The organism is Actinomadura sp. ATCC 39365 (genome assembly GCF_054392275.1).
The window spans coordinates 10,609,324-10,635,588 of sequence record NZ_CP184335.1 but is presented as its reverse complement, the minus strand read 5'-3'; the positions used below and the strand labels follow the sequence as shown (position 1 = coordinate 10,635,588).

The window sequence follows — 26,265 nt, the reverse complement described above, 5'->3', positions numbered from 1 at the left end:
CCCGGCCGGCCGCGTTGGGAACGGGCGAAGGGAGATCACATATTGGACGCTCATGACGGCTTCCGCGAGTTCGTCATCGCCCGGCAACAGGCGTTGATGCGGACCGCCTACCTGCTCGTGGGCGACCCTCACCTGGCCGAGGATCTGCTCCAGAGCGTGCTGGTCAAGGTCGTCAAGCACTGGCACAAGCTGGCGCGGGACGGCAATCCGGAGGCGTACACGCGTAAGGCGCTGGTCAACCAGTACATCTCGTGGCGGCGCCGGCCGAACCCCGAGCTGCCCAGCGCCGACCCGCCCGAGCGTGCGGTCACCTACGACGATGACGCGCTCGACCGGATCGTGCTGCGCCAGGCGCTGGACAGGCTGACGCGCAAGCAGCGCGCGGTGATCGTCCTGCGCTTCTGGGAGGACCTCACCGAGGCCCAGACCGCCGACGCGCTCGGCTGCGCGGTCGGCACGGTGAAGAGCCAGACCCATCACGCGCTGGCGCGCCTGCGCGCGCTGGCCCCCGACCTCGTGGACTCGCGAACCGCTCAGGAGGCGGCCCGATGACCAGACTGCGTGACGCACTGAACGGCATCGCCGAGGAGGCACCCCCGGTGAACCTGGCCGACCTGGCGGTGGCGGGGTACCGGCGCAGACGCCGGGCCTCGGCGACGCTGGCGGCCGCCGCGACGATCGCGGTGCTGGCCGGGGGGACGGCGACCGTGCTGGTGGCCGGGCCCCGGCGGGCGCAGTCCGCCGCCCCGCAGGCCGCAGCCGTGCCCGTGCTGCCCGCGGGGAAGGTGGGGACGCTCAGCCACGCCTACAGGCAGAGCTGCCTGCCTCCCAAGGGCAAGAGCGCGCAGCCCGGCTGCCTGGACGGCGAATGGCGGGTGGTCACCGGCGACGGCAGAACGTACCGGGTGCCCCAGGCGCTCGGGACGACCGCCCGGAACGACCGCGTGCCGGTCGCCGTCAGCCGCGACGGGCGCATGTTCGCCTACTACGACAAGGACGCGGGGGCGCACGTCGTCCGGGACATGGTGACCGGCGCGGAGACGGTCTCCGCCGCGAAGGTCGAGGAGGGACGCCTCGGCATGGGCTCCATGCTGGTGGTCTCCGACGACGGCCGCCATCTGGCGTTCGACCCGCGCGAGGGCAGCAAGAACCCCGGCCTGCTGATCGACGTGCGGACCGGCAGGACGGTGTCCGTCCCCGGCGTGTACGAGCCGGTCGCCATCAAGGACGGCGTCGCCGAGCTGGTCCGCTACCGCAAGACCGACCTGCTGTTCATGCCGGTCACCGGCGGCGGCAGGCCGGTGCGCTTCGACGGCGTCTTCATCATGTTCAGCGAGCTCGCCCCGGACGGCCGCACGGTGGTCGCCTTCGAGTTCCCGCCCGGCAAGAGGGCCCAGCCGGAGTACATCACCCGCAGGCTCACCGTGCTCGACACCAAGACAGGCCGCGCCCTGCGGAAGGTCACCGTGAAGGGCCTGCCGAAGGGGGCGGGCATCGACGACGCCACGATCTGGCAGAGCCCGTCGGAGGTCACGCTCGCCGTCGTGGCCGGGAAGGAGACCCGGGCCTACGCGGTGGACGTCCGCACCGGCAGGACCAGGCTGGTGACCAGGTATCCCGGCCGCTTCAAGGGAGAGCTGGCCATGCCCGGAGCCGCCGGCGGGCTATGAGGCTCCCGGGAGCGCTGCCCGTACGGAGGCCAGGCAGCGCTCCACCACGGGACGCGGGTCGAAGGCGTAGTCCCCGGCCCCGAACAGCTCGAACGTCATCGCTCCCCGATAGCCCCTGCGGTCCAGCGCCGCCAGGTAGTCCGCGAGCGGCAGCTCGCCGTCCCCCCAGGCCAGGTGCCCGGTGGGGGAGCCGTCGATCAGGTGCACGTGCCTGACCCGGTCGCCGAGGGCGTCGAAGTAGTCGTCCACGCTCTCCCCGGCCGCCGCCATGGCCACGGTGTCCAGCACCGCGCCCAGGTTCGGGGCGCCCACCTCGTCGATCATGCGGGCCAGCGTGGGCGCGTCGTTGACCAGGTTGGACTCCACCCGCTGCAACGCCTCCAGCACGCACGACACGCCGAGCGTCCCGGCGTACGCGCAGATCTCGCCGATCGCGTCGGCCGAGCGCCGCCAGGCGCCGGCGACCGGCTCGTCCTCGAAGCCCCGGCCCGGGGTCAGCAGCAGCAGCTCGGCCCCCAGCTCGGCGGCCAGTTCGGCGGCCCGCCGGAACATCGCCACGCTCCCGGCCCGCAGCCGGCTGTCCGGCGAGGCCAGGTTGACGGGGTAGGCCACCTGCTCGGGCGTCAGGCAGCGGACGGTGAGCCCCCGCCGGGCGGCGCGCCGGCGGATCGCCCGCGCCTCGGCGTCGCTCAGCCACGGCACGTGCAGCTGCGGCGCGACGCCCCACAACTCCAGGTGCTCGCGCCCGAGCGCGGCGGCGTCGTCGAGGAAACGGTCGAGGGGCAGGTGCTGGTAGGCGAAGTTCGAACCGGTGATCTGGCGCAGTGACAAGGACATCTGGCTCACTTCCCGACCCCGTCGGCGAGGCCCTTGACGATGTAGCGCTGGCCGAGGAAGAACAGCAGCACCACGGGCAGCGCCGCGATCACCATTCCGGCGAAGACGACGGGGAAGTCCGTGCCGTGCTTGCTCATCAGGCTGGTCAGGCCGACCGGCAGCGTCTGCACCCCGGCGCCGCTGGTGAAGACCATCGCGAACAGGTACTCGTTCCAGGCGAACAGGATGTGCAGCAGCACGGTCGAGGTGAGGATCGGCTTGCACATCGGCAGGATGATCCGCCAGAACGCGGTCCAGCGGCCGCACCCGTCCATCTCGGCGGCCTCGTCCACCTCGCGTGGCAGGTCGATCATGTACGCCCGGATGAGGAACGTCGTGAACGGGATCCGGAACGCGGTGTAGAGGATCAGCAGCGCCCAGAAGCTGTTGTACAACCCCATGGCCTGGAACATCTTGACCAGCGGCACGAGCGCCACGGTCGGCGCGAGCATGAGCCCGCCCAGGATGCCCATCGTGACGAACCGGTTGAACGGGATGTTCACCCGGGTCAGCCCGTAGGCCGCCCACGCGCTGACGAACACGGTGGCGACCGTGGAGGTGAGCGTGACCAGCACGCTCGTCGTCAGGTAGTCGCTCACCCCCCGGTTCCACGCCTTCTGGTAGCTCTCGAAGCTCCAGCTCGACGGCAGCGCGAACGGGTTGCCGAACAGCTCGCTGTTGGACTTGAACCCGTTGAGCACCATCCACAGCAGGGGATAGAGCACGACCACCGCGAGGCAGAGCAGGAACGCCCAGAGGAACACGCGCGCGATCACGCCGAGAAAGCCGCGGCGACTCACCATTCCACCCTTCTCTTACGGGTGACCCACATCTGTCCCACGGCGATGCCGAGCGTGATGACGAAGATCACCGTCGCGATGGCGGCGGCGTAGCCGAAGTTGTTGCGCACGAAGCCGCTGCGGTAGAGCCAGGTGCCCAGGACCTGGCTGGAGTTGTCGGGGCCGCCGCTGGTCATCACCATGACCTCGTTGAACACCTGGAAGGCGCCCGAGACGGTGACCATCATCATCAGCCCGGTCATCTCACGCACGAGCGGCACGGTCACGTGGAAGAACCGCCGGACCGGGCCGGTGCCGTCGATGGCGGCGGCGCCGTAGATCTCGCGCGGGATGCGCTGGATCGCGACCGCGAACAGCAGCGTCGAGTAGCCGAAGCCCTGCCACTGGCTCATCGCGATGATCGCCGACATGGCGGTGCTCTCCTGGCCCAGCCACGCCTGGGCCAGGCCGTCCAGGCCGATCGCCCTGAGCAGGTGGTTGAGCGGGCCCAGGTTGGGCTCGTAGATGAAGTAGAAGAGCAGGCCGGCGACGGTCATCGAGATCGCCGACGGGATGAAGTACACCGCCCGCAGGCCGCGCTGCCACCGCTCACTGCGCACGCCCTCGATCAGCGCGGCCAGCAGCAGCGCGCCGAACACCTGGAAGACGATCGAGACCACCGCGTACAGGACGTTGTTGCCCAGCGAGGACCAGAAGACCGGGTCGTCGATCAGCTTGCGGTAGTTGTCGAGCCCGACGTACTCCTGGGTGCCGCTGTAGATGTCCCATTTGAGGGTGCTGAACTGGAAGTTCTGCACCAGCGGCAGGTAGACGAACACCACGACCAGCGCGAGCGCGGGAGCCACCCACGCCAGGCCGAGTGCCCGTTGACGTATGGCACGCACCGGCATGCTCTCCCTCCGGCCGCCCGGCCTACTTCGCCGACTCCGACGCCTCGCGGACGCTCGCCAGCACCTTGTCGGGGGCCGAGCCGCCGCTGATCAGCGCCTCGCCGCCGGCCAGCCAGGCGTCGGCGACCTCGGGCACGGTGACGGTGTCGAGCCACGCGGCCAGCCGCGGCGCCTTGTTGACCTGCTCCATGCCCTCGTAGACGGCCTTGCTGGAGGTCTCGGGGCTGACCGCGCCGACGACCGTGCTGGGCTGCCCGTACGGGGGCGCCGACAGGGTCTTGGCGTTCTGCGTGGAGGTCACGAACTTCATGAAGTCGACGGCCAGCGCGGCCCGCGGCGACCTGGCGTTGATCAGGTAGCCCTCGGGCGCGCCCTCGATGGTCTTGGGGTCGCCGGCCGCGTTCTGGGGGACCGGGAGCTGGAAGATGCCGAAGTCGTCCGGCTTGAGGCCGTTCTTGTCGGTGGCGTTGTCGAACTCCAGGACCTCCTGGTAGTACATGGCCGCCTTGCCGTCGTGGAAGGCCTGCTGCGCCGAGCTGTAGAGCACGCCGTTGGTGCCCTTGCCGGTGTCGGTGCAGGTGTCGACCAGGGTCTTGAACCGGTTGAGCGCGGTCACGTAGCCCGGGTGGTCGAGCTTGGCCGTCTTCGGGCTGAAGTCGGCCTGCAGGACGTCGGCCGGCACGTCGTAGGCGAAGAGCTGCTGGAGGTAGTGCAGGGCGGGCCAGCCGTCCTTGTTGCCGAAGGCGATCGGCTCGTAGCCCGCCTTGCGCAGCGCCGCGCAGCTCCCGACCAGCTCCTCGAACGTGCCGGGCACCTTGACGCCGGCCTTGTCGAAGGCGGTCTTGTTGTAGCCCATGAACTTGCCGTTGCCGTACAGCGGGATGCCGTAGTACTTGCCGTCGTAGGCGAAGGCCGACAGCGAGCCGGGGCTGAACGTCCTGCCCCACTCGGTGTCCGGGCCGATCACCTTGCTCAGGTCGGCGGCCCGGCCGCCGCGGACGAAGTTCTCCGCCCAGTTGCCGCTCCAGGTGAAGAAGACGTCGGGCAGCGCGTCGGAGGCGGTCAGCGTCTTGGTCTTGTCCTTGATGCTCTGGTCAGTCTCCTGGATGAGCTCGACCTTCACGCCCGGGTGCTGCTTCTGGTACGCCGCGGCCAGGTCCTCGAAGTACGGCTGCAGCGGGTCGCCGGCGAACTTGGTGAGGATGCTCAGCGTGCCGGAGAAGTCGGGCGTGGCGGACAGGTCGGCGGCGGGGGCCTTGGCCGCTCCGTCGCCGCCGCCGGAACAGCCGGCCAGGGCGAGCGTCCCGAGGAGCGCCGCGAACGACGTCATTGCGCGAGGGCGCATGGGCTTCCTTTCTCTCGGAGGGAGAGGGGGACCTGCCGGTCCGCGGTGGGGGTGTTGGCTGACTGTACAGATGAACTGATACCGGTACCAGACCACAAAGCAAGATTTTCTTTCCGGGCGGCTTCCGGCGGGCTTGTTCGGCGGTTAAACAGCAGGCCGTACCAGGTTCTCGCAGGCGGGGTGTTGACGCGTGGCCGGATCCTGTGTCAGCGTGACCTCCGCGTGATACCGGTATCAGGCCGCTGGGCGGCGCCGGCCCGCAAGCTTTCCCGAAAGGACGCGAAGATGCTCGGATTCAACGAGCCGGAATTCCTGTCGCAGCTGGCCAGCACCGTGGCCCTGCGCCCCCAGATCGAGGAGCTCGTCGATCGGCTCGTGGACCAGGGGTTCGACACCCTCCTGCTCGTCGGCGCCGGCGGCACGTACGCCCAGATGTGGCCCTACGAGCACCTGGCCAGGCGCAGCTCGACGCTCGACGTGCGCGCCGCGATCGCGGCCGAGCTGGTCGTCTCGGGCGACGCCCGGCTCGGCGAGCGCACGGTCGCGATCTTCACCTCGGTCTCCGGCACCACCGAGGACAGCCTGCGCGCGATCGAGTACGTCAAGGACAGGGGCGCGTACACGGTCGGTTTCACCGGCTACCCCGACTCGCCGATCGCCAAGGCCGTGGACGCCGTGCTGGTCTCGGAGCCGAAGGCGTGGCCGTTCGACCAGCAGATGTTGCTGTTCATGGGCCGCCTGCTGTCCCGCCGCGGCGAGTTCGAGGGCTACGAGAAGCTGGCCGACGAGCTGGCCGGGCTGCCCGGCGTGCTGCTGGAGGTGGCCCGGCAGGCCGAGCCGGTGGCCGCCGCGTTCGCCGAGGCCCACAAGGACACCGACTACCACTTCCTCATCGGCGGCGGGAACCTGTGGGGATTCACCTACCTGTACTCGATGTGCATCCTTGAGGAGATGCAGTGGCTGCGCACCACCAGGGTGCACAGCGCCGAGTTCTTCCACGGCTCGCTAGAGCTGCTGGAGGAGGACACGAGCGTGCTGATCTTCCAGGGTGAGGACGAGACGCGCCCGCTCACCGACCGCGCCGAAGCCTTCGCCCGGCGCATCTCCAAGGACGTCACCGTCTTCGACACCCGCGACTACCCGCTCGACGGCATCAGCCCCGAGTTCCGCGGCCTGCTCGCGCCGCTCGTGCTCGACACGGTGCTGGGCCGGGTCAGCAAGCACCTGGAACGCGTCCGCGACCACTCGCTCGACCTGCGCCGCTACTACCGGGTCATGGACTACTAGGCCGCCGCCACCTCCGCTCCCGCTCCCGCCCGCCGGGGCGGGAGCGGGAGCGGCCCGCCCATCCCGAACACCCCGGCACAGGAGAAACATGAGAGTCCTCGGCTTCGGCGACAACATCGTCGACCGGTTCGTCGATCGGGGCATCGACTATCCGGGCGGCAACAGCGTGAACGTCGCCGTCTACGCGGGCCGCCTCGGCGTCGAGGCCGCCTACCTCGGGGTCTTCGGCGACGACGACCTCGGCGGCTTCCTGCGCGAGGCCGTCGCCGCGCAGGGCGTCGCGGTCGACCGCTGCGTGGTGCGTCCCGGCGAGAGCGGCGTGTCCCGGCTGCGCGTGGACGACGGCGACCGGGTCTTCCTGGGCTGGAACGGCGGCGGCGTCACCGTGCGGGAGCCGCTGGCGCTGACCGGCGACCTGCTCGCCTACGCCGGCTCGTTCGACCTGGTGCACTCCAGCGTCTACTCCGGCAGCGAGGACGCGCTGCCCGGGCTCGCGGGCCTGCGTCCCCTGGTCAGCTTCGACCTGTCCAGCGAGGACGACTACCGCGCCCCCGCCTACCTGGACCGCGTCTGCCCGCACGCCGACCTGGTGCTCCTGTCCTGCTCCCACCTGGACGAGGCGGGCACCCGCGACCTGCTGGCCCGCGCCGTGGCGAGCGGCGCCCGCCTGGCCCTCGGCACCAGGGGCGTGGACGGCGCGATGGCCTACGACGGCCACGACCTGGTCGCCGCCCCCGCCCGGCTGGTCGAGGACCCGGGCAAGATCGTCGACACCATGGGCTGCGGGGACGCGTTCCTGGCCGGGTTCGCGGTCTCCCTGCTGCGCGACGGCTGGCGCAAGGGCGCCGCGCCCGGCCCCGGGCCGGTCCTGCGGGCGCTGCTGGCCGGCGCGGAGACCGCCTACGACCAGTGCTTCGTCGAAGGCGCCTTCGGCTTCGGCAGGCCCGCCCCGCGCGGCTAGCATGGGCGTGCCCGCGACCCCCAGAAACGAGGAACCCGTTCGATGGCAGCCGACCGGAGCCAGTCGGGGCGGCCGACGATCTCGGAGGTGGCCGCCGAGGCCGGCGTCGGCCGCGCCACCGCGGCCCGCACCCTCGGCGGCTACGGCTATGTCAGCCCGGAGCTGCGCGAACGGGTGCTGGCGGCGGCCGAGAAGCTCGGCTACCGCACCAACGCCCTGGCCCGCAGCATGTCCACCGGGGTCAGCCACACGCTCGGCGTGATCCTGGCCGACATCGGCAACCCGTTCTTCGCGGGCGTCATGCGCGGCATCTCCGACGCCTCGCGCGCCCGCGGGTTCGACACGATCGTGCTGAGCACGTACGAGCGGCTCGACGAGGAGGTGGCGGCCACCGACGTGCTCATCGACAAGCGGGTCGACGGCGTCATCATCGCCTCGGCGGCCGTGGGGCGCGACGAGGTCAAGCACATCAGGGCGGCCATGGGCCGGGGCATCCCGATCGTGCTGGTCGACCGCGCGGTCGCGCCGCTCGACCTCGACACGGTCGTCATCGACAACCGCGGCGCGGCCCGCGAGGCGGTCGAGGTGATGATCGCGGCCGGCCACCGGCGCATCGGGTTCGTGTGGGGGCCGTCCTCGATCGATCCGCCGGTGACCAGGCGGGCGCTGCTGGAGAAGGCCCGCAACGTGTGGACCGACGGCGAGCGCCTGCGCGGCTACCTCGACGCGCTCGACGACGCCCGCATCCCCTTCGATCCCGAGCTGGTCATGACCGGCCCGAAGACCGAGGAGTGGGCCACCCAGGAGGTGGCCCGCATGCTGGCGCTGCCCGACCGCACCACCGCCCTGTTCTGCACCGAGACCGACGCCGTGACCGGGGCGCTGCGGGCCGTACGCGCCGCCGGGCTGTCCTACCCGGCCGACATCTCGCTCATCGGCTTCGACGACAGCGCCTGGGCGGCCGTCATGGACCCGCCGCTGACGATGATCGAGCAGCCGGTCCACCAGCTCGGCGCGAAGGCGGCGGAGGTGCTGCTCGACGTGCTCGACGGGGCCGAGCCGCGGCACGACGTGCACACGCTGCGCTCGCGCCTGGTCACCCGCGCCTCGGTCGCCCCGCCGCCGTCCTGAGCGGGCGGCCGGCGGTCAGGGATGGGTGACCTGGGGCGAGGTGGTCACCACCTCGCGGGTGGGGCGCGGCGCGGGAGGGGTGCGCGGACGGCCCGCCGCCACGAACACGACCGCCGACAGCAGCGTCATCGCGACCACGATGACCAGGATGAAGGCCATCTCCCGGCGCGTCACCGGGCAGCGGCGGCGCCGGGCCGGTTTGGCGTTGAGCGCGTCGATGCGGCAGGCGAAGTCACGGTCCTGCCAGCGCAGATCCTGCTCGATCTCGGCCAGGATGCGGCGTTCGCGGTCCGACAGGCTCATGGCCGCCGCTCCCGTCCCGCGACGCCGTGGGCGGGGGCGGGCGGTGAGGTCAGCGGTTCGGTCATGTCGTTCTCCGTCGCTCCCGGTCAGAAGTAGCCCCCGTCAGGGCGGCCCGGTCGGGGTCGGCCCTGGTCAAAGGGCGTCCCGCTGGTGAGGCGCGCCTTCGTGGCGGCGCGCTCTGGCGGGTCGCCGGCGGCCCCACAGGCCCGCGATTTCTCCGTACCCGGCGGCGCAGGCTCGATGCGGTGTCTTACCGCGCCCGGTATGAACCGTTACGCCCGGTGTGCGATGTCGGCCTAAATCCAGACATTTCCTTCACCTGGCGTCGATTTCCGGCTTACCGGACCTCGGCCGTGCCGGTGGTCAGCGGTCCGGCTTCTCCACCAGCGGGGTGTCCACCAGGTGCTCGATCAGGAACCAGGTCTGCAGCTCGTTCGTCCTGATGACGTCGGAGACCAGCAGGTCGTTGGTGCCGTCGTCGCCCATCTCCTGCGCCCGGTTGGCCGCGTCGTGGGCGGCCACGAGGATGGTCTCGTGCGCCTCGATCAGGCGCGAGAGCATGGCGGGCACCTCCTCGCAGCCGTTCGGCGGGCGCGGGATCACGGTGATCTCGGCCACGTGCCGCGGGTCGCCCACCGCGACGCCGCCGAGGGTCTGCACGCGCTCGGCCATCTCGTCCACCAGCGCGATCTGCTCCGAGGCGTGTTTGTCCAGCAGTAGGTGGAGCTGGTAGAACGTCGGGCCGCGCATCAGCCAGTGGTGCTTCTTGTACAGGCTGTAGAGGATCTGGGTGTCGGCCAGGATCTGGTTGAGGCGCTGGCAGGAGTACTCGCGCGCGTCGCGGGAGAGGCCGAGCGGGAACATCCGCACGGTGCCGTACTCCTGGATCTCCACGCCGTTCACGTGCAGCCACGGCTGGCTGTCGGGCTTCGAGCGGGTCGGCTTGGCGGAACGCTTGGTGGGCACGTACATCTCCTCAGATAGTCGGAACAATCGCCCGGAAACCTCCCCTCCGGCGCGCCAAGCGCCCCCACGAGCCCGCACAAGAGCCGGTCAACATCCGGCGCCCGCGACCGTTTGCCCGCAGGTCAGAGGGGTAGCCGGAGCGATGGGCGCGGGGAGCCCCGTGCCCGGTCCGCCGGGAGGGGGATGACCATGCGACGCAAAGAGCCCGAGGACGAAGAGACGCCCGCGGCCGACCTCGAAGGCCCCAGCGACGAGGAAGACTACGACGAGGAGCGCGAGCGCTTCGAGCACATGAAGGAACTGAACCCGGACGACTTCGAGTGACCGCCCGCGCTCGCCGACAGGACGGGGCCGGCGCGGGTCGGAAGGTCAGCCCAGGTCGATGAGGGCCAGGCCGGTGGCGGGGTCGTGGCGGCGCCGAAGGTAGCGCGGGGACTGCGTGACGATCACTTCCAGCGTCGGCCACACCTGGCCGGCCAGCAGGTGGCCGCCACGGGTCGTGCCGTCGGGCAGGCCCACGACCACATGGGCGTGCAGGTGGGGCCGTACGTCGTCGTCGGGCATGGCGAAGTCGCCGATCAGCGAGAGCACCTCGGTCTGGCGGTCGACCGGGATCGGGTCGTAGCGGAGCGCCTCCGGGTCGAAGAAACCCAGCGTGACCTGCCGGAACCCGCCGATGCCGGTCAGCCGGGCGGCGCGGACGCCGTTGGCGGTCGCCCACTCCGTCAGGCTCTCGACCACCTCGTCACCGGGGTCGAGGACCACCGCGTACGTCTGCTCCTCGACGGTGGAGAGCCGCTTGCTGCGCATGACGATCTCCTGCCCGCAGGGCGCGCGGGCAACCCGGTCACTTCCAGACGGCCTTGGCCAGGATGTTCCCCAGCCCGGGGGTCTTCCACTGGTCGACGACCAGCACCTTCTCCTTGCGCAGGTACCAGATGCGCTGGGTGAAGGACACCGGGGCCGGCTTGCTGGTCTTCGTCTGGCAGCCCAGCCGCCACTCGGTGAACCGGGCCCGGTGCCCCGCCCCCACCTGCACGGTCGCGGCGCGGGACGGACGGACGGGCGGGACGCCCTCGAAGTAGCGCCGGTCCGGGACGCACTCCACGACCCCGGTGCTGGGGTGGTACGGCTCGCCCGGCCGGTACGTGCCGCCCTCGGAGGCGTAGGAGATGGCCCGCGGCCCGCCGAGGGAGAAGCCGGGGCACTCCATCGCCCGCTTGGAGCAGGCCCCGGTGACCACGTCGAGCCCGCCGACCGGGTCCTTCTTCACCTTCCAGGAGACCGGTATCTGGATGGTGAACCCCCGGAACGACACGGGTTTGGTGGCCTGCGCGGGCGTTCCGGTCAGGACGAGCGCCGCGCTGAGCGTCAAGGTCATGAGCACGGCGGCGATCCTAGGTCCTGACGCCGATGGAATGTCAAGCGCCGATGAACGGGAAAAGATGACCGCAACTTTGCCGGCGATCACCGCATCCAACCAGCCGTGAACGCGTTGACCCCCGACGATCCGCAACGCCTGGGCGGCTACTGGCTCGCCGGACGGCTGGGCGCCGGCGGTCAGGGCGTCGTCTACGAGGCCTACGCCGAGGACGGCGCCCGGGTGGCGATCAAGGTGCTGCACGGCGACGAGGCCGGACGGCTGGCCAGGGAGGCCGAGGCGGCGCGGCGGGTCGCCTCGTTCTGCACCGCCCGCGTGCTCGCCGCCGAGCTGGACGGCCCGCGCCCGCACATCGTCAGCGAGTACGTCGCCGGGCCGAGCCTGCGCCGGGCGGTCACCGACGGGCGCCGCTTCCTCGGCGGCGACCTGCACCGCCTGGCCACGGCGGTGGCGACGGCGCTCACCGCCATCCACGAGGCCGGCGTGGTGCACCGCGACCTCAAACCGGACAACGTGCTGCTCGGTCCGGACGGCCCGCGGGTCATCGACTTCGGCATCGCGCGGACCGCCGAGATGTCGCTGACCGCGACCGGCCTGGTGACCGGCACGCCGACGTACATGGCGCCCGAGGTGTTCGGCGGCCAGCGGGCCGGCGCGCCCGCGGACGTGTTCGCCTGGGGCTGCGTCGTCCTGTACGCGGCCACGGGCGCCGATCCGTTCGAGGCCGAGAGCCTGGGCGGGGTGATGCACCGGGTGTTGTCGGCCACGCCCGACCTGGCCGCGCTGCCGGACTCGCTGCGCCCGCTGGTGTCGGCGGCGCTGAGCAAGGAGCCCGGCCGGCGTCCCGAGGCCCGCCAGCTGCTGCTCGCGCTGGTCAGCGGGGACGGCGGGCTCGACACCGCACGGCTGCTCGAACGCGGGCGACAGGCCGCCCACGTCGCCGGGACCGCCGCCGACCCGGCGCTCGGCACGCTGGCCGAGGACTCCTACGCGCTGCTGGCCCCCGCCGAGCGGGAGCTGGCGCCCGAGGTGTTCCTGCGCCTGTTCACCGTGGACGGCATGGGCGAGCTGGCCACCCGGAAGGCCGCCCTGGACGAGCTGGTGGCCGGCCGTCCGGCGGCCGAGGCGCCGGCGGTCACCAGGATCCTGGAGGTGTTCGCGTACCTGCTGGGCCGCGACGGCCGCGAGGTCTGGCTCGCCCGCCCGGCCCTGCCGCACGCCTGGCCGCGGCTGCGCCGCTGGATCGAGGCCAACAGGGAGGGGCTGGCCGTCCACGGCCCGATCCTGGCCGCCGTCCGGCGCTGGGACGAGGGCGGCCGCAGGGACGGCGGCCTGTTCCACGGCACGATGCTGGACGAGGCCCTGAGCTGGGCGGCGACCGCCCGCCGCGACATCAGGTTGTCCCAGGCCGAGCGCGACTTCCTGGAGTCCTCGGCGCGGCTGGCCAAACGCCGGGTCCGCCGTGCCCGGCTGCTGACGCTGAGCCTGGCGGGGCTGCTGGTCGTCGCGCTGGCCGCGGGCGGCCTGGCGGTCCAGCAGAGCAGGCTCGCCGCCGCCCGCGCCGACGAGCTGCAGGACCGCCTGACGACGTCGGAGTCCACACGCCTGGCCGCGCGCGCCGAGGCGACCAGGCGCAGCGATCCGGTGCTCGCCGGGCTGCTCGCCGTGGCCGCCTGGCGGTTGCGGCCCACGCCGCAGGCCAGGGCGGCGCTGACCGCCGCGCTCGCACAGCGCGAGAGCGGCATGTTCCGCGACCCGGCCGGCGCCCGCAGCACCCTGCGGGCGCTGGGCGCCGACGGGCGCACGCTGCTCAGCGTCGGCCAGGACCAGGCGCGGCTGTGGGACGTGCGTACCGGCAGGCGCGTCGCGCTGATCTCCGGCCTGGGCCTCGGCCGCGAGCGGGTGTCCGACATCGGGCTGTCCCCCTCGGGCCGGACGCTGGTCGCCGCCACCACGCGCCGCGCCCGCGCCTGGGACGCCGGCACCGGCCGCCCGGTCGGCACCTGGCCGGTCCACCGGAGCAGGGACCTGGTCGAGGGCTGGCAGGACGTCATCCGCCGGCACGAGGGCCGCAAGGTGATCGTCAAGCCGGGCGACAGCGAGCAGTGGGACGTCACCGACCCCGCCGCCCGGCACGGCACGCCGAGCCCCGACGGCCGGTGGCTGGCCACGTCCGGCGAGGGGACCCTGACCCTGAGGCAGACGAAGGAGGGCTGGACCGAGGAGGTCGGCGAGGGCAACGAAGGCGTCTGGAACAAGGGCGATCCCGTCTTCGACCACACGGGCCGGTTGCTGGCCACCGTCACCGACGCCACCGTCCAGTTCTGGCGACTGCCCGACAGCCACCTGCTGAGCGCCGTCCCGGTGCGCGGGGACATGGACGCCGGCACCCGACCGGCCGCCGCCTTCGACGGCACGACCTTCCGCTACCTCGTCGGCGACCAGGTGTTCGCCGTGGACGTCGCCGATCTGCTGACCGAGCCGGTCGAGGGCCCGCCGTACGAGCGGGCCGACCTCGGCGAGGACGGCCTGCACCTCGTCGTGGACGGCGCACTCCGAAAGGTCGGTGGCGGGACGCCCGGCCGCCTGCCCGCCGCGCGGACGCTCGCCTTCAGCCGCGACGGGCGCAGCCTCGCGCTGCTGTCCGGCCACGACGTCAGCGTCCTGGACACCGCGACCAGGCAGCCCGCGGGCGGGTTCACCGCGGGCGCCGGACGGACGCAGCCCGAGCTCGTCCGCTTCAGCCCCGACGGCGGCCGGCTCGCCGTCGTGCTCGACGGCCCGGGAACCGGCGAGGACGCGGTCGAGCTGTGGGACTGGCGGGCGCGCCGTCGCCTGTGGAGCACACCCCTGAGCCAGGTCGTGGACCTGGCGTTCGCGCCCGACGGCGGCCGGCTGGCGGTGACCGGCCTGGACGTGCGGGTGCTGCGGGCGGCCGACGGCCGGATCGTGGGCTCGCCGTTCAGCGTCTTCGGCAAGGACGTCCTGGGCTCCTGGGTGCGTTTCACCCACGCGGGGGACGGTGTGGTCGTGTTCGACTCCCGCGGCCGGCTGAGCACGTGGGACGCGGGCGGCCGGCGGCTGACCGAGGGGACCGAGGGCTTCTCCTTCATCGGCACGCCGGCGTACTCGCCGGTCGAGGATCTCGTCGCGGTCAACGCGGGGCAGGGCCGCGTCCGCCTGATCGACCCGGGGACGGGCGGCGACCTCGGCCTGTCCGCCGACCCGGGCGGCGGCCTCGAACGTGACGAGGGCGAGCTGCTGTCGATCGCGTTCGCCCCCGACGGCTCGCACGTCCTGACGGTGGACGCCGGCGGGACCGTCGGGCGCGTCCCGGCCGCCGCCCAACTGGTGGCGAGGACGGTCTGCGCGCGCGCCGGGCGGGCGCTGACCGAGCGCGAGTGGCGGACGTACGTGCCCGCGCTGCCCTACCGGCCCGTCTGCGGCTGCCGCGCGGGCCCGGGTCAGGGTCCCTCACCCGGGATTGTCAAAACGCCGTCGCCGGAGATGTACTGCCGTCCGGAAAGCCGATCTTTCGGTTCGGCCACGAGGGAGGCACGGTGGACTTCGCGATCCTCGGCACGATCCGGGTCAACGGCCCCGGCGGGCGGGTGCACCTGAGCCGCAAGCAGCGGGCCGTGCTCGGCGTCCTCCTGCTCCACCCGAACGCGACCGTCTCCAGGGAACGCCTGATCTCGGCCGTCTGGGACGACCCGCCGCGCTCGGCCCTGGCCAACATCCAGACCTACGTCCACCAGCTCCGGCGTTCCCTGGAGGGCAGCGGCCTGCTGGTGCGCACCGAGGGTTCGGGCTACGCCTGCGAGGTCCCGCCGGACAGCCTGGACCTGCTGGTGTTCGAGGACACCCTGCGGCTGGCCCGGCGGGAGCGGGCGGCGGGCGACCTGGCCGCGGCCGAGCGCGCCTACGCCGGGGCCGTCGCCCTGTGGCGCGGCGCGCCCGCCGAGGACGTGCCGCTCACCGGCGCGATGGCCCCCCGACTCCTCGAACTGGAGGAACGCCTCGCGGTGGCCCGGTCGGAGTGGATCGACGCCCGGCTCGCCCTCCGGCAGGACGACCTCGTCGCCGAGCTGCGCGCGCTCATCGCCGCCCACCCGCTGCGCGAGCGGCTGTGGGAGCAGCTCGTGATCGCCCTGCACCGCGGCGGGCGGCGGGACGAGGCGCTGGAGGCCTTCCGCGAGGCCCGCGAGCTGCTGGTCGCCGAGCTGGGCCTGGAGCCGGGCCCCGAGCTGCGCCGCCTGCACGCCGCGCTGCTCGCCGGCGACCCCGACCTCGACCGGTGGCCGGGAGCGGACGGCCCGCGCTTCCCGGCGGCCGACCAGTGGCCCGCGGCGGCCGTCCCGGTCCAGCCGTTGTGCCAGCTTCCCGCCGACACCGCCGACTTCGTCGGCCGGGAGCCGGAGATCGCCGAGCTGCTGCCGCTGTTACGGGCGCGGCCGGACCGGCTCAGCCCGCCGATCGCGATCCTTTCGGGGCTGCCCGGCATCGGGAAGACCACGCTGGCGGTGCACCTCGCCCACCTGCTGCGCGCCGACTACCCGGGCGGGCAGCTCTTCGTCCGGCTCGGCCAGGACGCCCGCGGCCCGCGCGACCCCGGCGAACTGCTCGACGTGCTGCTGCGCTCCCTCGGCCTGGACGGCGCCATGATCCCCGCCTCGGCCGAGGAACGCGCCGGGCTGCTCCGCCAGCGGCTGGCCGACCAGGCGGTGCTGGTCGTGCTCGACGACGCCGTGGACGAGGCGCAGCTCCGCCACCTGCTGCCGGGCACGCCGCGCGGCGCGGTCCTGGTGACGTCCCGCTCGCCGCTGCCCGCGCTGGAGGGCGCGGTCCGGCTCCCGCTCGACCTTCCCGGCGAGCGGGACGCCCGGCTGCTGCTCGAACGCGTGGCCGGCCGCGACCGGATCGGCGCCGCGCCGGACGCCGCCGAGGAGATCCTGCGTTCCTGCGGCCGGCTGCCGCTGGCGCTCAGGGTCGCGGGAGCCCGCCTGGCCATCCGCCCGGTCTGGCCGGTACGCGAGCTGGCCACCCGCCTGGCCGGCCACGACCTGGACGAGCTGGTCGTCGGCGGCCTCGACGTGCGGGCGACGTTCGAGCCCGGCTACGCGGCGCTGCCGGAGTGGGCCAGGCACGCCTTCCGCCTGCTCGGGCTGGCCGGGCTGGACAGCGTCGCCGAGTGGACCACCGCCGCCCTGCTCGGCCTGCCCGCGCGGGAGGCCGACGCCGTCCTGGAGACGCTGGTCGCGCGCGGCATGCTCACCTCCACCGAGATCGACGTCGCCGGCCAGCCCCGCTACCGGCTGCACGACCTGCTGCGCGTCTACGCCAGGGAGCGCGCCGAGGCGGAGGAGCCCGCCGGGCAGCGGCACGCCGCGCTGACCCGGCTCGCGCTGGAAAGCCTCCGCAGGACCAGGGCCGCCACCCGCGGGCTGCCCATCCCGCTGTCCCCGCCCTACGAGCGCGGCGAGCCCGGCCCCGGCACGCCCGCCGGCACGGTGTGGTTGTCGGCCGAGCGGCGCACGCTGGTGCTCGCCGTCACCACCGCCGCCGAGCTGGGCCAGGTCGCCACCGCCGCGGAGCTGGCCCACCACCTGACCGGCTACCTGACGATGGAACGTTTCCTGGCCGACGCCGAACGCGTCCAGCACGCGGTGATCGCGGCGGCCACCGCGGCCGGCGACGAGCGCACCGCCCTGCGGTCCAGGCTGCTGCTGGTCAACATGGACATCGAGCGGGGCCGCTACCCGGCCGCCGACGCGGCGTGCGGGGAGCTGCTGGCCGCCTTCGAACGGATCGGCGACTCGCACGGGGCCGCGTACGCGCTGATCAGCCGGGCCGCCGACCGCCACGGTTCGGGCCGGCTGGACGAGGCGCTGGCCGACGCGTACGCGGCGATCGAGCTGCTGGCCGCCCACGACGACGCGGCCGGCCTGGCCTACGCCTGGACGTGGCCGATCTGGATCCACATCGAACGCGGCGAGCACGACCAGGCCATCAGGATCGCCCGAGCCCGGCTGGCGGAGGCCGGCGAGGACGACCACGGTACCCGCGGCAACCTGCTGCGCGCCCTCGGCACCGCCTGCTACCAGGCGGGCGAGACGGCCGAGGCGGTCGCGTGCTATCGCGAGAGCCTGCTGGCCGCCCAGGCCGTCGGCGACCGGGTCGAGATGAGCAAGGTGCTGCGCAGGCTCGGCGAGGCGCTGGGCGCGCTCGGCCGGTTCGAGGAGGCGGCCGAGACGCTGGCGGCGAGCCTGCGGCTGTTCGTGGAGTGCGGCGACGTCCTGGGCGAGGCGCTGAGCGGGCACGCACTCGGCGTCGTCCGGCTGCGCCAGGGCGACCCGCGCGAGGCGCTGCGGCACCTGGCCGCCGCGCTGGACCGGCTCGGCCGCGACGGCCCGCAGGTGTGGCGGGCCCGCACGCTCACGGAGATGGGCCGGGCCCACGCCCGCCTCGGACGGCACGAGGAGGCGGCCGCGGCGTGGCGGCACGCCCTGACCCTGTTCGGCGACAACCCGGAGGGCCGCCAGGTCGCCGCCTGCCTGGAGGGACAGCCCCGCGACGAGCCGTGACGGGGTGCCGCCGCCGGCTCAGTCCTGAAGCCACCGCACGACCGGGGCCCCGGTCGCACCTGCCAGCCGGGCCGCGCGGCGGGCCTGACCCGGGGTGGCCCCCTCGCCGACGAGCGCGCCGCCGTCGTCCAGCGCGGCCCACACCCCCTCCGGCGCGCCGGAGGGGACGTCGAGCGCCCGGTTCACCGCGGGCCGGACCGGCGCGGGCGTGCGCCGGGCCCGCCACCGCCGCCAGTACAGCCACTGGACGAAGATCAGCGGGCCGAGCGCGGTCAGCAGCGGGATCGGCCGCCCGCCGCCCAGCACGACGGCGATGGAGACCGCCAGCAGCACCGCCTCCAGCCCCGCCGCCCACCACGCCGCCGCCTTCCCGTACGCCCTGACCGCCACCGCCGGCCAGATCGACAACATCAGGCAGTCCCCGAGGCCGATCAGCGAGGGGTTCTCGCCGTAGGAGGTGGCCAGCACGGGGGCGAACGGCAGCCCCTGCATGCGCTGCACGAAGTCGAGGGTCAGCGAGGACAACCCGGTGGCCAGCGTGTCGTAGACGGTGAGCGCCACCGCCAGCGCGGCCACCTGGCCGGGCGTGACCGCCGCCTGCACCCACAGGTTCACCGCGCCGACGACGAGCAGCATCAGCAGCACGTCGTTGACCACCAGCACCCCGGCCGGCCATCCGGCGAGGTAGGCGGCCACGTCGGCGGCGCACAGCAGCAGCACCGCCGCCGTCGCCCACCGGCCGCCCAGGACGGGCGCGAGCGTGAGCTGGCCCAGCGTCAGCACCACCAGCCCGAAGACCGACACCACCACGCCGGTCGGCAGGTGCAGGTACGCGAACGGCATCACCACCAGCGCGGCGACCATGACCGCGATGTCGGACCCCACCATCCGGCCGACCGGCGGCCTGGCCATGACGTAGCGGCCCAGGTAGCCGGCGGTCAGCGCAACGGTCAGGGCGACGAGCGCGTACAGCGCCGGCACGTACGGGGTCATCACAGTCCTCGCTCGAAGCTGAGCTCCAGCAGGTCGGCGCGGAGCCGGCACGCGGTGGGCAGGTCCTCGGCGGTCTCGACCAGGACGATGCCGTCCAGGGGCAGCCCGTGCGCCCGCTCCTCCAGGCGGCCGAGCAGGCCCGCGTCGCACTTGCCGGCCACGACGTACAGCAGGGAGCCCTCCAGCGACCAGCGCGTGGGCAGCGGCAGCGAGTGCTCGGCCTGCAGCACGTCCAGGACGTCGCGCGTGGTGAGCCCGCCGGGGGACACCCGCCCGAGCACGCGCGAGGTCGCGGGCAGCGCGGCCAGCGCGCACGACGGCCGCTCGTCCTCGCGCAGGACCCTGACCAGGTCGCCGGTGACGTACCGGAGCAGCAGGGTGGTGTCGCGGTAGGTGGAGTACGGGGTGACCACGATCGTGCCGACGGCCCCCGGTTCGGCGGGCCGCAGGGTGACGGGGTCGAGGATCTCGACCAGCCCCTGGTCGGCCGGCAGGTGCAGGTGGCCGTCGGCGCAGACCCGGCCGCCCACGGGGGCGATCTCGGTCATGGAGTAGCCGTCGCGGACCTGCGCGCCGAACGTGTGCTCCGCGCGCACGCGCAGCGCGTCGGTCAGCACCTCGCCGCCGGACCAGATCGTGCTCAGGCCGAAGTCGCCGGCCTGCCAGCCGCCCCGCTCGGCCTCCTGGACCAGCGCCGCCAGGTAGGAGGCGGTCACGTTGAGCTGGGTGATCTGCGGGTGTTTGCCGGGCACGTGCATCGGGGTGGCCAGCCGGTCGAGCGCGACGGCCGGATCGACGGCGCCCAGGTGCACGAACCCGGCCCCGGTCCGCGTGACGGCCCGCTCGGTGAGGATCTGGGCGATGGACCGCGAGCTGATCGCGTTGGCCCACAGGTCGGCGGAGCGCAGGTTGCCGGCGAGCATGAGCGCCAGCGCCGACATCGAGGACATCAGCTCGATCTCGTACGCCGAGAACCACACCATGGTCGGCGTCCCGGTCGTCCCCGTCGTGTGCGCGAGCACGACCGGGCGGGCGCGGTCGGAGACGAAGGCGGCGGGCATGCCGCGCAGGTCGGCCTTGGAGGTGGGCGGGATCGTGGACAGCGTCGCGGGCGTGATCGAGCCGGGGTCCACGCCGTTCGTCCCGAACCAGCGCCGGTAGTAGGGGCTCTCGGCGGCCGCGTGGCGGACCGTGCGCCGCAGCCGCCGCCGGGTCAGGTCCTCCTGGAGCTCGGGGTCGCTGCCCGCGAGCATGTCGTCGGCGCCCTCGCCCGGGGACCCGAACGTCTCCAGGGTCACGCGCATGTCGTCGGCCAGCGCGTTCACGTCCCGCAGGCGGAACCTGCGGCCCGACATCATCGACCAGGCATAACCGAGCTGGCGTACCGCGGTGCCGAACACGCGTCGTCCTTCCACTCGTGGGGGGTGGCCCCCGGGAGACCCGGTCCCCCGGGGGTTCACGCGAGGGTGATCAGCCGTTCAGCACGAAGATGGCGGTGGACAGGGCGCTGACGGCGTACTTGGCGTAACGGCGAGCGGTCTTGACCATGAGGATCTCCCTGGTTGCTCGGGGCGCACGGGTGGCGCCCGCTGAGATCCAAGGATGTGCGGGGGCGCAAGAGAGCCACTACAGGGTCACTACAAGGGGGCCTCGCCTCACACCAGCGTCAGGTAGTGGGCCAGCTCGGCGGCGGAGTCCGTGGCGATCCCGACGTGGCCGTCCGGGCGCACGAGCGTGTGCCGCACCCCGCCGTACGGCTCGGCCGGCGCGTACGCCCGCACCTGCGGGCCGCCCGGCACGCGGGGCGCGGGATCCGGCGACAGCAGCGTGAAGTGCGGGCCGCGCAGCAGGTCGAACAGGCGCGCCCGGGAGCCGTCGGCCAGCCGCAGCGGCCCGTCGGGCACCCGTTCGCCGCCCGCGCGGGCCAGCGAGCCGCCCCGGTAGCCGACCCGGAGCTGGTAGGTCTCCTCGTCCCGCCGGTACGACTTCCGGTCGTGCAGGTCCGTGCTGAGGCCGAGCACGCGGGCGGCGATCGGGCGGCGCTCCTCCTCGTAGGTGTCCAGCAGCGACGCCGGCCCGCCGGTCAGCGCGCGGGCGAGCTTCCAGCCCAGGTTGTAGGCGTCCTGGACGCCGGTGTTGAGCCCCTGGCCGCCCGCCGGGGAGTGCACGTGGGCGGCGTCCCCGGCCAGCAGCACGCGCCCGGCGCGGTAGGCGTCGGCCAGCCGGATGTTGACCCGGTAGAGCGAGGACCACAGCAGCTCGGTGACGCGGGCCGCGCGCAGCATCGAGCGTTCGGCGAAGAGCCGCTGGAAGCCGGCCAGCGTCAGGTCCGGCGTCGCGCCCGGCCTGAGCGGCGCCATGAACTGGAAGGCGTCGGTGCCGGCCATGGGGTAGAGCGCGACCATCCCCCTGCCCGGCCGCACCCAGGCGTGGATGTGCTCGCGGTCCAGCCCCTCGACGCGCACGTCCCCGAGGGCCATGCGCTCCTCCTCGCGGGTCTCGCCGGTGAACCCGATGCCGAGCGCCTTGCGCACCGTGCTCCTGCCGCCGTCGGCGGCGACCAGGTAGCGGGCCCGCAGGGTCGCCCCGGTGCCGAGCCGGGCCGTCACGCCGTGCGCGTCCTGCTCGAAGCCGGTCAGCTCGACGCCGTGCTCGACGGCGCCGCCCAGCTCGGCCAGCCGTTCCCGCAGCACCGCCTCGGTGCGCCACTGCGGGTGCATCCGCACCATCGGGTACGGCACCTGCTCGCTCGCCGCCGCCGGCCGGTGCATGCGGCCCTGGTAGACCGGCAGCCGCCCGATCCTGACCCGGATCGGCGGGTAGGGCGTCGTCCCGGCCAGGACCCGGTCGACGATCCCGAGGTCGTCGAAGATCTCCAGCGTCCGCGGCTGGAGGCCCTTGCCCTTGGAGCCCGCCGAGGGCGCCGCCGCCCGCTCGACGACGCGGTGGGCGATCCCGCGCCTGGCCAGCTCCACGGCGAGGGTGAGGCCGGTGGGACCGGCGCCGACGATGAGCACGTCCGTCTTGTCCGTCATGGGGCGACCGTGCCAGGCGCCGCTGCCAGATCTCTGTCAGCGCCCTGCCGGAGGTCACGAGCAGGGCGGACGGTAGGGCAGGTCGTCGAAGTAGCGCCGCCACTCGGCCCGGGTGAGCGGCATCCCGGCGGCCTCGCAGACGCGCGCGGCCACCGACTCCGGCCGCAGGTCCCACAACCGCAGGTCGTGGCCGGCGGCCGAGACGAGGGTGTGGTCGTCGGCGTACAGGACGGTCCGGAGGTCGGGGTGGGACAGCTCGGCGATCGGGCGGCGGGAGCGCAGGTCCCACAGGCGGGTGGTGCGGGAGGCGTCCGTGGTGGCCAGGGCGGCGCCGTCGGGGCTGAACCCGGCGATCAGGACGGTGCCGCCGTGCCCGCGCAGGGCCGCCGGACGGGGGGCGCGGCCCGGGTCGGCGATCCTCCAGACGCGGGCGGTCCGGTCGTGGCCGGTGCTGACCAGCACGTCGCCCTTCGGGCCGAAGCGCACGCCGGCCACCGCGTCGGCGTGCTCCTCGTGGTGGGCGACCTGGTCGAGGGCGCGGCGGCGCACGTCCCACAGCCGGACGCCGCGGTCGGCGCCGCCGCTGGCCAGCAGGCCGCCGCCGGGGCTGAAGTCGAGCGCGCCGACGTCGCCGAAGCCGTCGCGGGCGGCCAGGCGGCGCGGCGGGCCGGTGACGTCCCAGAGCAGCAGCCGGCCGCCGTGGTCGCCGGTGGCCAGGACGCGTCCGTCGGGGCTGAGCGCGGCGACCGCGAGGCCGCGCACCGGCAGCCGGACGTGCCGGGCCGGGCGGTAGGGGTCGCGGATGTCCCACACGGTCACGGCCACGCCGCGCTCGACGGTGGCCAGCCGGCGGCCGTCGCCGCTCAGCGCCGGATCGGCGGCCGGTGGAACGTTCCAGCGCGACAGCAGCACGCGGTGGCGGGGGTCGCGGACGTCCCACAGCGCGCCGCCGCGCGCGCCGGTCGTGGCCATCAGCGTCCGGTCCCGGCTCAGCACCAGCCCGGTCACCGGGTCGGGCAGGCGCACCGGATGGCGCCACTGGTAGAAGGCGCCGGCCGCCGACCCGGTGGCCAGCGCCTGACCGTCGGCGGTGAAGGCGAGGCCGAGCACGCGGTCGGGGTGCGGGAACGAGGTGACCTCCGCGCGGGTGGCCACCGTCCACAGCCGGACCGCGCGGTCGTCGCCGGCGGCGGCCAGGACGGTGCCGTCCGGGCTGAACGCCAGGGCGCCGGCGGGGTCGCCGTACCGGACGGGCCGGTCGCAGCGGCGGGCGCGCAGGAGGCAGAGCCAGGTGCCGCGGCCGGGCGCCGACCAGGCCAGCGCGCCGCCGTCGGGGCTGATCGCGAGCGCGGCGGGGCCGTCCTGGAGGCCGGTCGCGATCGTGTCCGCGGGGGAGGCGGGCCGGGCCGGGTCCCACAGGCGCACGCTGCCGTCGTCGTGGCCGGTGACCACCGTGTCGTCGCCGACGGCGAAGCGGGTGACCTGGGCGGAGGCGCGTACCGGAGGCAGGGCGACCGGGCGGCCGGCGAGCCTCCAGCGCCGGACGCCGTGCGCGGCGGCGGCGAGCACCGTGCGGCCGTCCGGTGTGAACGCCGCCGTCGCCGCGCCGGGCAGGGCGGCGACGTGCCGGGGGCGGGCGGGGTCAACGACGTTCCACACCTCGACGCCGTGCCGGGTGGCCGCGAGCAGGACGCGGTCACCGCCGGAGGGCCGGAAGGCGAGCGCGCCGACCGGACCGGCGGCGCGCGGCAGGGTGGCCAGCGGGGTGCGGCGGCGCGAGTCGGTGGCGTCCCACAGCTCGACCACGCCGTTGTCGGCGCCGGTCGCGAGCAGGGCGTGGTCCTGGCTGTAGGTGATCGCCCCCAGCCGGTCGCCGGCCGAGCGCAGGCGGGTGGCGTACGGCTCGGCGGTGTCGAGCAGCGTGCCGCGGGTGCCCGGGGTGTCGGCCAGGCCCTGGGCGGCCACCGCCACCTGCATCGCCAGCGCCGGGTCCGTGGCCCGCAGCGCCCGCGCCTGGACGGCGGCCCGCTCGGCGAGCGCGGTGACGCGGGCGGCGCTCGCCCGGCCGCTCTTCTGCCACGCCAGCCCCGCGCCCGCCCCGGCGACCACCACCAGCACCACCAGCGCCACCACCAGCCCGCGCACCCTCCGCCCGACCGGACACGCCCTGGCGCCCCCGCCGGAGCCGGAGGCGGGAGCCGCGGGCCCTCCGCCAGAGGAGGAAGCCGCCGACTCGGGATCGGGAGAGGCGGGAACGGGATCCTCCCGGTCGGAGCGGGGAAGGGCGGGTCTCTCCCGGTCGGGAGAGGGAGAAGCGGGCGCGGGGCCGGGGGCGAGAGGCGGCGCGGTGACGTGCCGGTAGGCGGCGTGGGTGAGCGTGTCGCCGTCGCGGCGGTGCCAGGTGGCGCGCATCGCGTGGGACAGGCGCGGCAGCGCGTCGGCCGCCGCCGGGGCGTCGTCGCGTACGCCCAGGTCGTGCAGGATCGTCTCGGCCAGCTCCGGCTCCAGGGACAGCCCCGCGACCCGGGCCGGTTCGGTGATCGCGCGGCGCAGCTCGTCGCCGGTCATCGGGCCGAGCGGCAGCGACCGCGTCCGCAGCGCCTCGACCAGTGGCGGAAACCCCAGGCACCGCTCGTAGCAGTCGGCCCGCATCCCGATCACCACCGGCAGCCCGCCCGCCGCGAGCGCGCACAGCTCCTCGACGTACGCCTCCCGCCCGGACCCCGCCCGAGCCGTGAACAGCTCCTCGAACCGGTCGACCACCAGCAGCGCGCACTCCGCCACCGGCCGCCCCCCGCCCGGGACCGGCGAGCCGGGCGTACGCCACAACACCCCGGCACGGCCCCCGCCGGCGAACCCGCCAGGACGGCCGGCACCAGCCCCGCGGCCAGCACCGACGTCTTGCCCGACCCCGCCGCCCCGGCCAGCACCACGGGACGGGCGGCGCGCGGCTCCCCGAGCAGCCCCACCAGCTCGGACACGACCCGCTCGCGCCCGAAGAACCACCTGGCGTCCCCGGTCGTGAACGGCCCCGGCGGCCAGGGGCACGGATCCCGCGCGCACCGGTCCCGCTCGCTCCCCAGCCCCGCGCCGAACCCGTCGTCCATCCCGCTCCCGTCACTTTGTGAAGTTGATCGGGGACTCAGGGTACGCGGGCCCGCCAGGCGGCGTACGCCGGTCGGGAAGGCGGCATCGCCCGGACCGGCGCGAAGCCGGGGACGGTCAGCGCTTGCGGCCGACGCCCGCGCAGTAGACGGCCTCGCGGTCGGCGTACAGCGTCTCGGGGACGGGACGCCAGCGCGGCAGCGGCACCACGCCCGGCTCCAGCAGCTCCAGCCCGTCGAAGAAGCTCGTGACCTCCTCAAGGGTGCGCAGCGTCATGGGCGCCCCGCCGCTCTCGTTCCAGTGGCGGACGCCCTCTTCGAGCTGCCTGCCGACCACGCCGTGGGAGACGGCCAGGTGGCTGCCCGGCGCCATCGGCTCCAGCAGCTCGGCGATGATCGAGCGGGCCAGGCCGGTGTCGGGAAGGAAGTCCACGACGCCGAGCAGGGTCAGCCCGATCGGCCGGTCGAAGTCGAGGTGCTCGGCGGCGGCGGCCAGGATCTTGCCGGGGTCGCGCAGGTCGGCGTCGACGAAGGCGGTCGTCCCCGCGGGCGCGGCCCGCAGCAGCGCCCGCGCGTGGGCCAGGACCATGGGGTCGTTGTCGACGTACACGACGTGGCTGTCCGGGGCCACCGCCTGGGCGACCTGGTGGGTGTTGTCCGCCGTGGGGATGCCGGTGCCGATGTCCAGGAACTGCCGGATGCCCGCCTCCCCGGCCATGTACCGCACCGCGCGGCCGAGGAACTCCCTGTTCGTACGGGCCAGCACCGGCAGGTCGGGCACGGCGGCGAGGATCTGCTCGCTCACCATCCGGTCGATCTCGTAGTTGTCCTTGCCGCCCAGCCACAGGTCGTAGATGCGGGCGGGGCTCGGAACATCGGTGTTCAGCGAACGTTCGCTCATCGCGACGCCTTCCGGACGAAAGGGGCTACGGGGGAGAT

Annotated in this window: 21 protein-coding genes and 1 pseudogene; 8 read left to right on the top strand and 14 right to left on the bottom strand. The window is 74.0% G+C overall.

Annotated features, from left to right (window positions below; all coding sequences use genetic code 11):
• Nucleotides 1–42: 42 nt before the first annotated feature.
• On the top strand, nt 43–552 hold the full coding sequence (locus tag ACNF49_RS50770) for a SigE family RNA polymerase sigma factor (RefSeq protein ID WP_357970630.1): 510 nt from the start codon (nt 43–45) through the stop codon (nt 550–552).
• Nucleotides 549–1,670 (top strand): hypothetical protein, encoded by a 1,122-nt coding sequence (locus ACNF49_RS50765; RefSeq protein ID WP_482942149.1) that lies wholly within the window; start codon nt 549–551, stop codon nt 1,668–1,670. The genes ACNF49_RS50770 and ACNF49_RS50765 overlap by 4 nt, the downstream gene beginning before the upstream one ends.
• Here ACNF49_RS50765 and ACNF49_RS50760 read toward each other — a convergent pair.
• The 4 genes from ACNF49_RS50760 to ACNF49_RS50745 are packed head-to-tail and all read right to left on the bottom strand — an operon-like array spanning nt 1,665 to nt 5,581.
• Nucleotides 1,665–2,507 (bottom strand): TIM barrel protein, encoded by an 843-nt coding sequence (locus tag ACNF49_RS50760; protein ID WP_357970635.1) that lies wholly within the window; start codon nt 2,505–2,507, stop codon nt 1,665–1,667. The two genes, ACNF49_RS50765 and ACNF49_RS50760, sit on opposite strands and share 6 nt — an antisense overlap.
• A gap of 5 nt (nt 2,508–2,512) precedes the next feature.
• Nucleotides 2,513–3,349 (bottom strand): carbohydrate ABC transporter permease, encoded by an 837-nt coding sequence (locus tag ACNF49_RS50755; protein ID WP_352349562.1) that lies wholly within the window; start codon nt 3,347–3,349, stop codon nt 2,513–2,515.
• On the bottom strand, nt 3,343–4,230 hold the full coding sequence (locus ACNF49_RS50750) for a carbohydrate ABC transporter permease (RefSeq protein ID WP_357970638.1): 888 nt from the start codon (nt 4,228–4,230) through the stop codon (nt 3,343–3,345). The genes ACNF49_RS50755 and ACNF49_RS50750 overlap by 7 nt, the downstream gene beginning before the upstream one ends.
• Before the next feature lie 28 nt (nt 4,231–4,258).
• A complete protein-coding gene (locus tag ACNF49_RS50745; protein WP_357970641.1) occupies nt 4,259–5,581 on the bottom strand; it encodes an ABC transporter substrate-binding protein in 1,323 nt (440 codons plus the stop codon).
• 285 nt (nt 5,582–5,866) lie between these two features.
• Here ACNF49_RS50745 and ACNF49_RS50740 point away from each other — a divergent pair, with 285 nt between their 5' ends.
• The 3 genes from ACNF49_RS50740 to ACNF49_RS50730 all read left to right on the top strand — a co-directional run bounded on the left by ACNF49_RS50740 (nt 5,867) and on the right by ACNF49_RS50730 (nt 8,960).
• Complete coding sequence (locus ACNF49_RS50740; RefSeq protein WP_482942148.1) at nt 5,867–6,868, top strand: SIS domain-containing protein; 1,002 nt, start codon at nt 5,867–5,869, stop codon at nt 6,866–6,868.
• 88 nt (nt 6,869–6,956) lie between these two features.
• Complete coding sequence (locus tag ACNF49_RS50735) at nt 6,957–7,829, top strand: PfkB family carbohydrate kinase (RefSeq protein ID WP_482942147.1); 873 nt, start codon at nt 6,957–6,959, stop codon at nt 7,827–7,829.
• Between the two features lie 42 nt (nt 7,830–7,871).
• Nucleotides 7,872–8,960 carry a LacI family DNA-binding transcriptional regulator gene (locus ACNF49_RS50730; protein ID WP_357970686.1) on the top strand — a complete coding sequence of 363 codons (1,089 nt, stop codon included), beginning with the start codon at nt 7,872–7,874 and terminating at the stop codon, nt 8,958–8,960.
• A 15-nt stretch (nt 8,961–8,975) separates the two neighbouring features.
• On the opposite strand, the gene ACNF49_RS50725 is transcribed toward ACNF49_RS50730, so the two are convergent.
• Both ACNF49_RS50725 and ACNF49_RS50720 read right to left on the bottom strand, forming a co-directional pair.
• Nucleotides 8,976–9,263: a DUF3040 domain-containing protein gene (locus ACNF49_RS50725; RefSeq protein ID WP_357970689.1), complete on the bottom strand. Its 288-nt coding sequence runs from the start codon at nt 9,261–9,263 to the stop codon at nt 8,976–8,978.
• Nucleotides 9,264–9,626: 363 nt separating this feature from the next.
• Nucleotides 9,627–10,235 (bottom strand): Dps family protein, encoded by a 609-nt coding sequence (locus ACNF49_RS50720; RefSeq protein ID WP_482942146.1) that lies wholly within the window; start codon nt 10,233–10,235, stop codon nt 9,627–9,629.
• A 183-nt stretch (nt 10,236–10,418) separates the two neighbouring features.
• Between ACNF49_RS50720 and ACNF49_RS50715 the strand changes: the two genes are divergently transcribed.
• The gene (locus tag ACNF49_RS50715) at nt 10,419–10,553 is read left to right on the top strand and encodes a hypothetical protein (RefSeq protein ID WP_357970694.1); all 135 of its coding nucleotides are present in this window, start codon (nt 10,419–10,421) and stop codon (nt 10,551–10,553) included.
• 45 nt (nt 10,554–10,598) lie between these two features.
• On the opposite strand, the gene ACNF49_RS50710 is transcribed toward ACNF49_RS50715, so the two are convergent.
• Nucleotides 10,599–11,039: a PPC domain-containing DNA-binding protein gene (locus ACNF49_RS50710; RefSeq protein WP_482942145.1), complete on the bottom strand. Its 441-nt coding sequence runs from the start codon at nt 11,037–11,039 to the stop codon at nt 10,599–10,601.
• A 37-nt stretch (nt 11,040–11,076) separates the two neighbouring features.
• Nucleotides 11,077–11,616, bottom strand: a complete 540-nt coding sequence (locus tag ACNF49_RS50705; protein ID WP_357970698.1) for a hypothetical protein — start codon at nt 11,614–11,616, stop codon at nt 11,077–11,079.
• Between the two features lie 99 nt (nt 11,617–11,715).
• Between ACNF49_RS50705 and ACNF49_RS50700 the strand changes: the two genes are divergently transcribed.
• Together ACNF49_RS50700 and ACNF49_RS50695 are read left to right on the top strand one after the other, a co-directional pair.
• The gene (locus ACNF49_RS50700) at nt 11,716–15,231 is read left to right on the top strand and encodes a protein kinase domain-containing protein (RefSeq protein WP_482942144.1); all 3,516 of its coding nucleotides are present in this window, start codon (nt 11,716–11,718) and stop codon (nt 15,229–15,231) included.
• Nucleotides 15,171–18,194, top strand: a complete 3,024-nt coding sequence (locus ACNF49_RS50695; RefSeq protein ID WP_482942143.1) for an AfsR/SARP family transcriptional regulator — start codon at nt 15,171–15,173, stop codon at nt 18,192–18,194. Before ACNF49_RS50700 ends, ACNF49_RS50695 begins: the two co-directional genes overlap by 61 nt.
• Nucleotides 18,195–18,212: 18 nt before the next feature.
• On the opposite strand, the gene ACNF49_RS50690 is transcribed toward ACNF49_RS50695, so the two are convergent.
• The 6 genes and pseudogenes from ACNF49_RS50690 to ACNF49_RS50665 form a co-directional block, all read right to left on the bottom strand.
• On the bottom strand, nt 18,213–19,187 hold the full coding sequence (locus ACNF49_RS50690) for a hypothetical protein (protein ID WP_482942142.1): 975 nt from the start codon (nt 19,185–19,187) through the stop codon (nt 18,213–18,215).
• Nucleotides 19,187–20,587 carry a phenylacetate--CoA ligase family protein gene (locus ACNF49_RS50685; RefSeq protein WP_482942141.1) on the bottom strand — a complete coding sequence of 467 codons (1,401 nt, stop codon included), beginning with the start codon at nt 20,585–20,587 and terminating at the stop codon, nt 19,187–19,189. The genes ACNF49_RS50690 and ACNF49_RS50685 overlap by 1 nt, the downstream gene beginning before the upstream one ends.
• 255 nt (nt 20,588–20,842) lie before the next feature.
• Nucleotides 20,843–22,222: an FAD-dependent monooxygenase gene (locus tag ACNF49_RS50680; protein WP_357970709.1), complete on the bottom strand. Its 1,380-nt coding sequence runs from the start codon at nt 22,220–22,222 to the stop codon at nt 20,843–20,845.
• 54 nt (nt 22,223–22,276) lie between these two features.
• Nucleotides 22,277–25,054 (bottom strand): nSTAND1 domain-containing NTPase, encoded by a 2,778-nt coding sequence (locus tag ACNF49_RS50675; RefSeq protein WP_482942140.1) that lies wholly within the window; start codon nt 25,052–25,054, stop codon nt 22,277–22,279.
• A 32-nt stretch (nt 25,055–25,086) separates the two neighbouring features.
• Nucleotides 25,087–25,329: pseudogene (locus ACNF49_RS50670) on the bottom strand (ATP-binding protein); the annotation flags it as partial.
• Between the two features lie 115 nt (nt 25,330–25,444).
• The gene (locus tag ACNF49_RS50665; protein ID WP_482942139.1) at nt 25,445–26,227 is read right to left on the bottom strand and encodes an SAM-dependent methyltransferase; all 783 of its coding nucleotides are present in this window, start codon (nt 26,225–26,227) and stop codon (nt 25,445–25,447) included.
• Nucleotides 26,228–26,265: the final 38 nt, after the last annotated feature.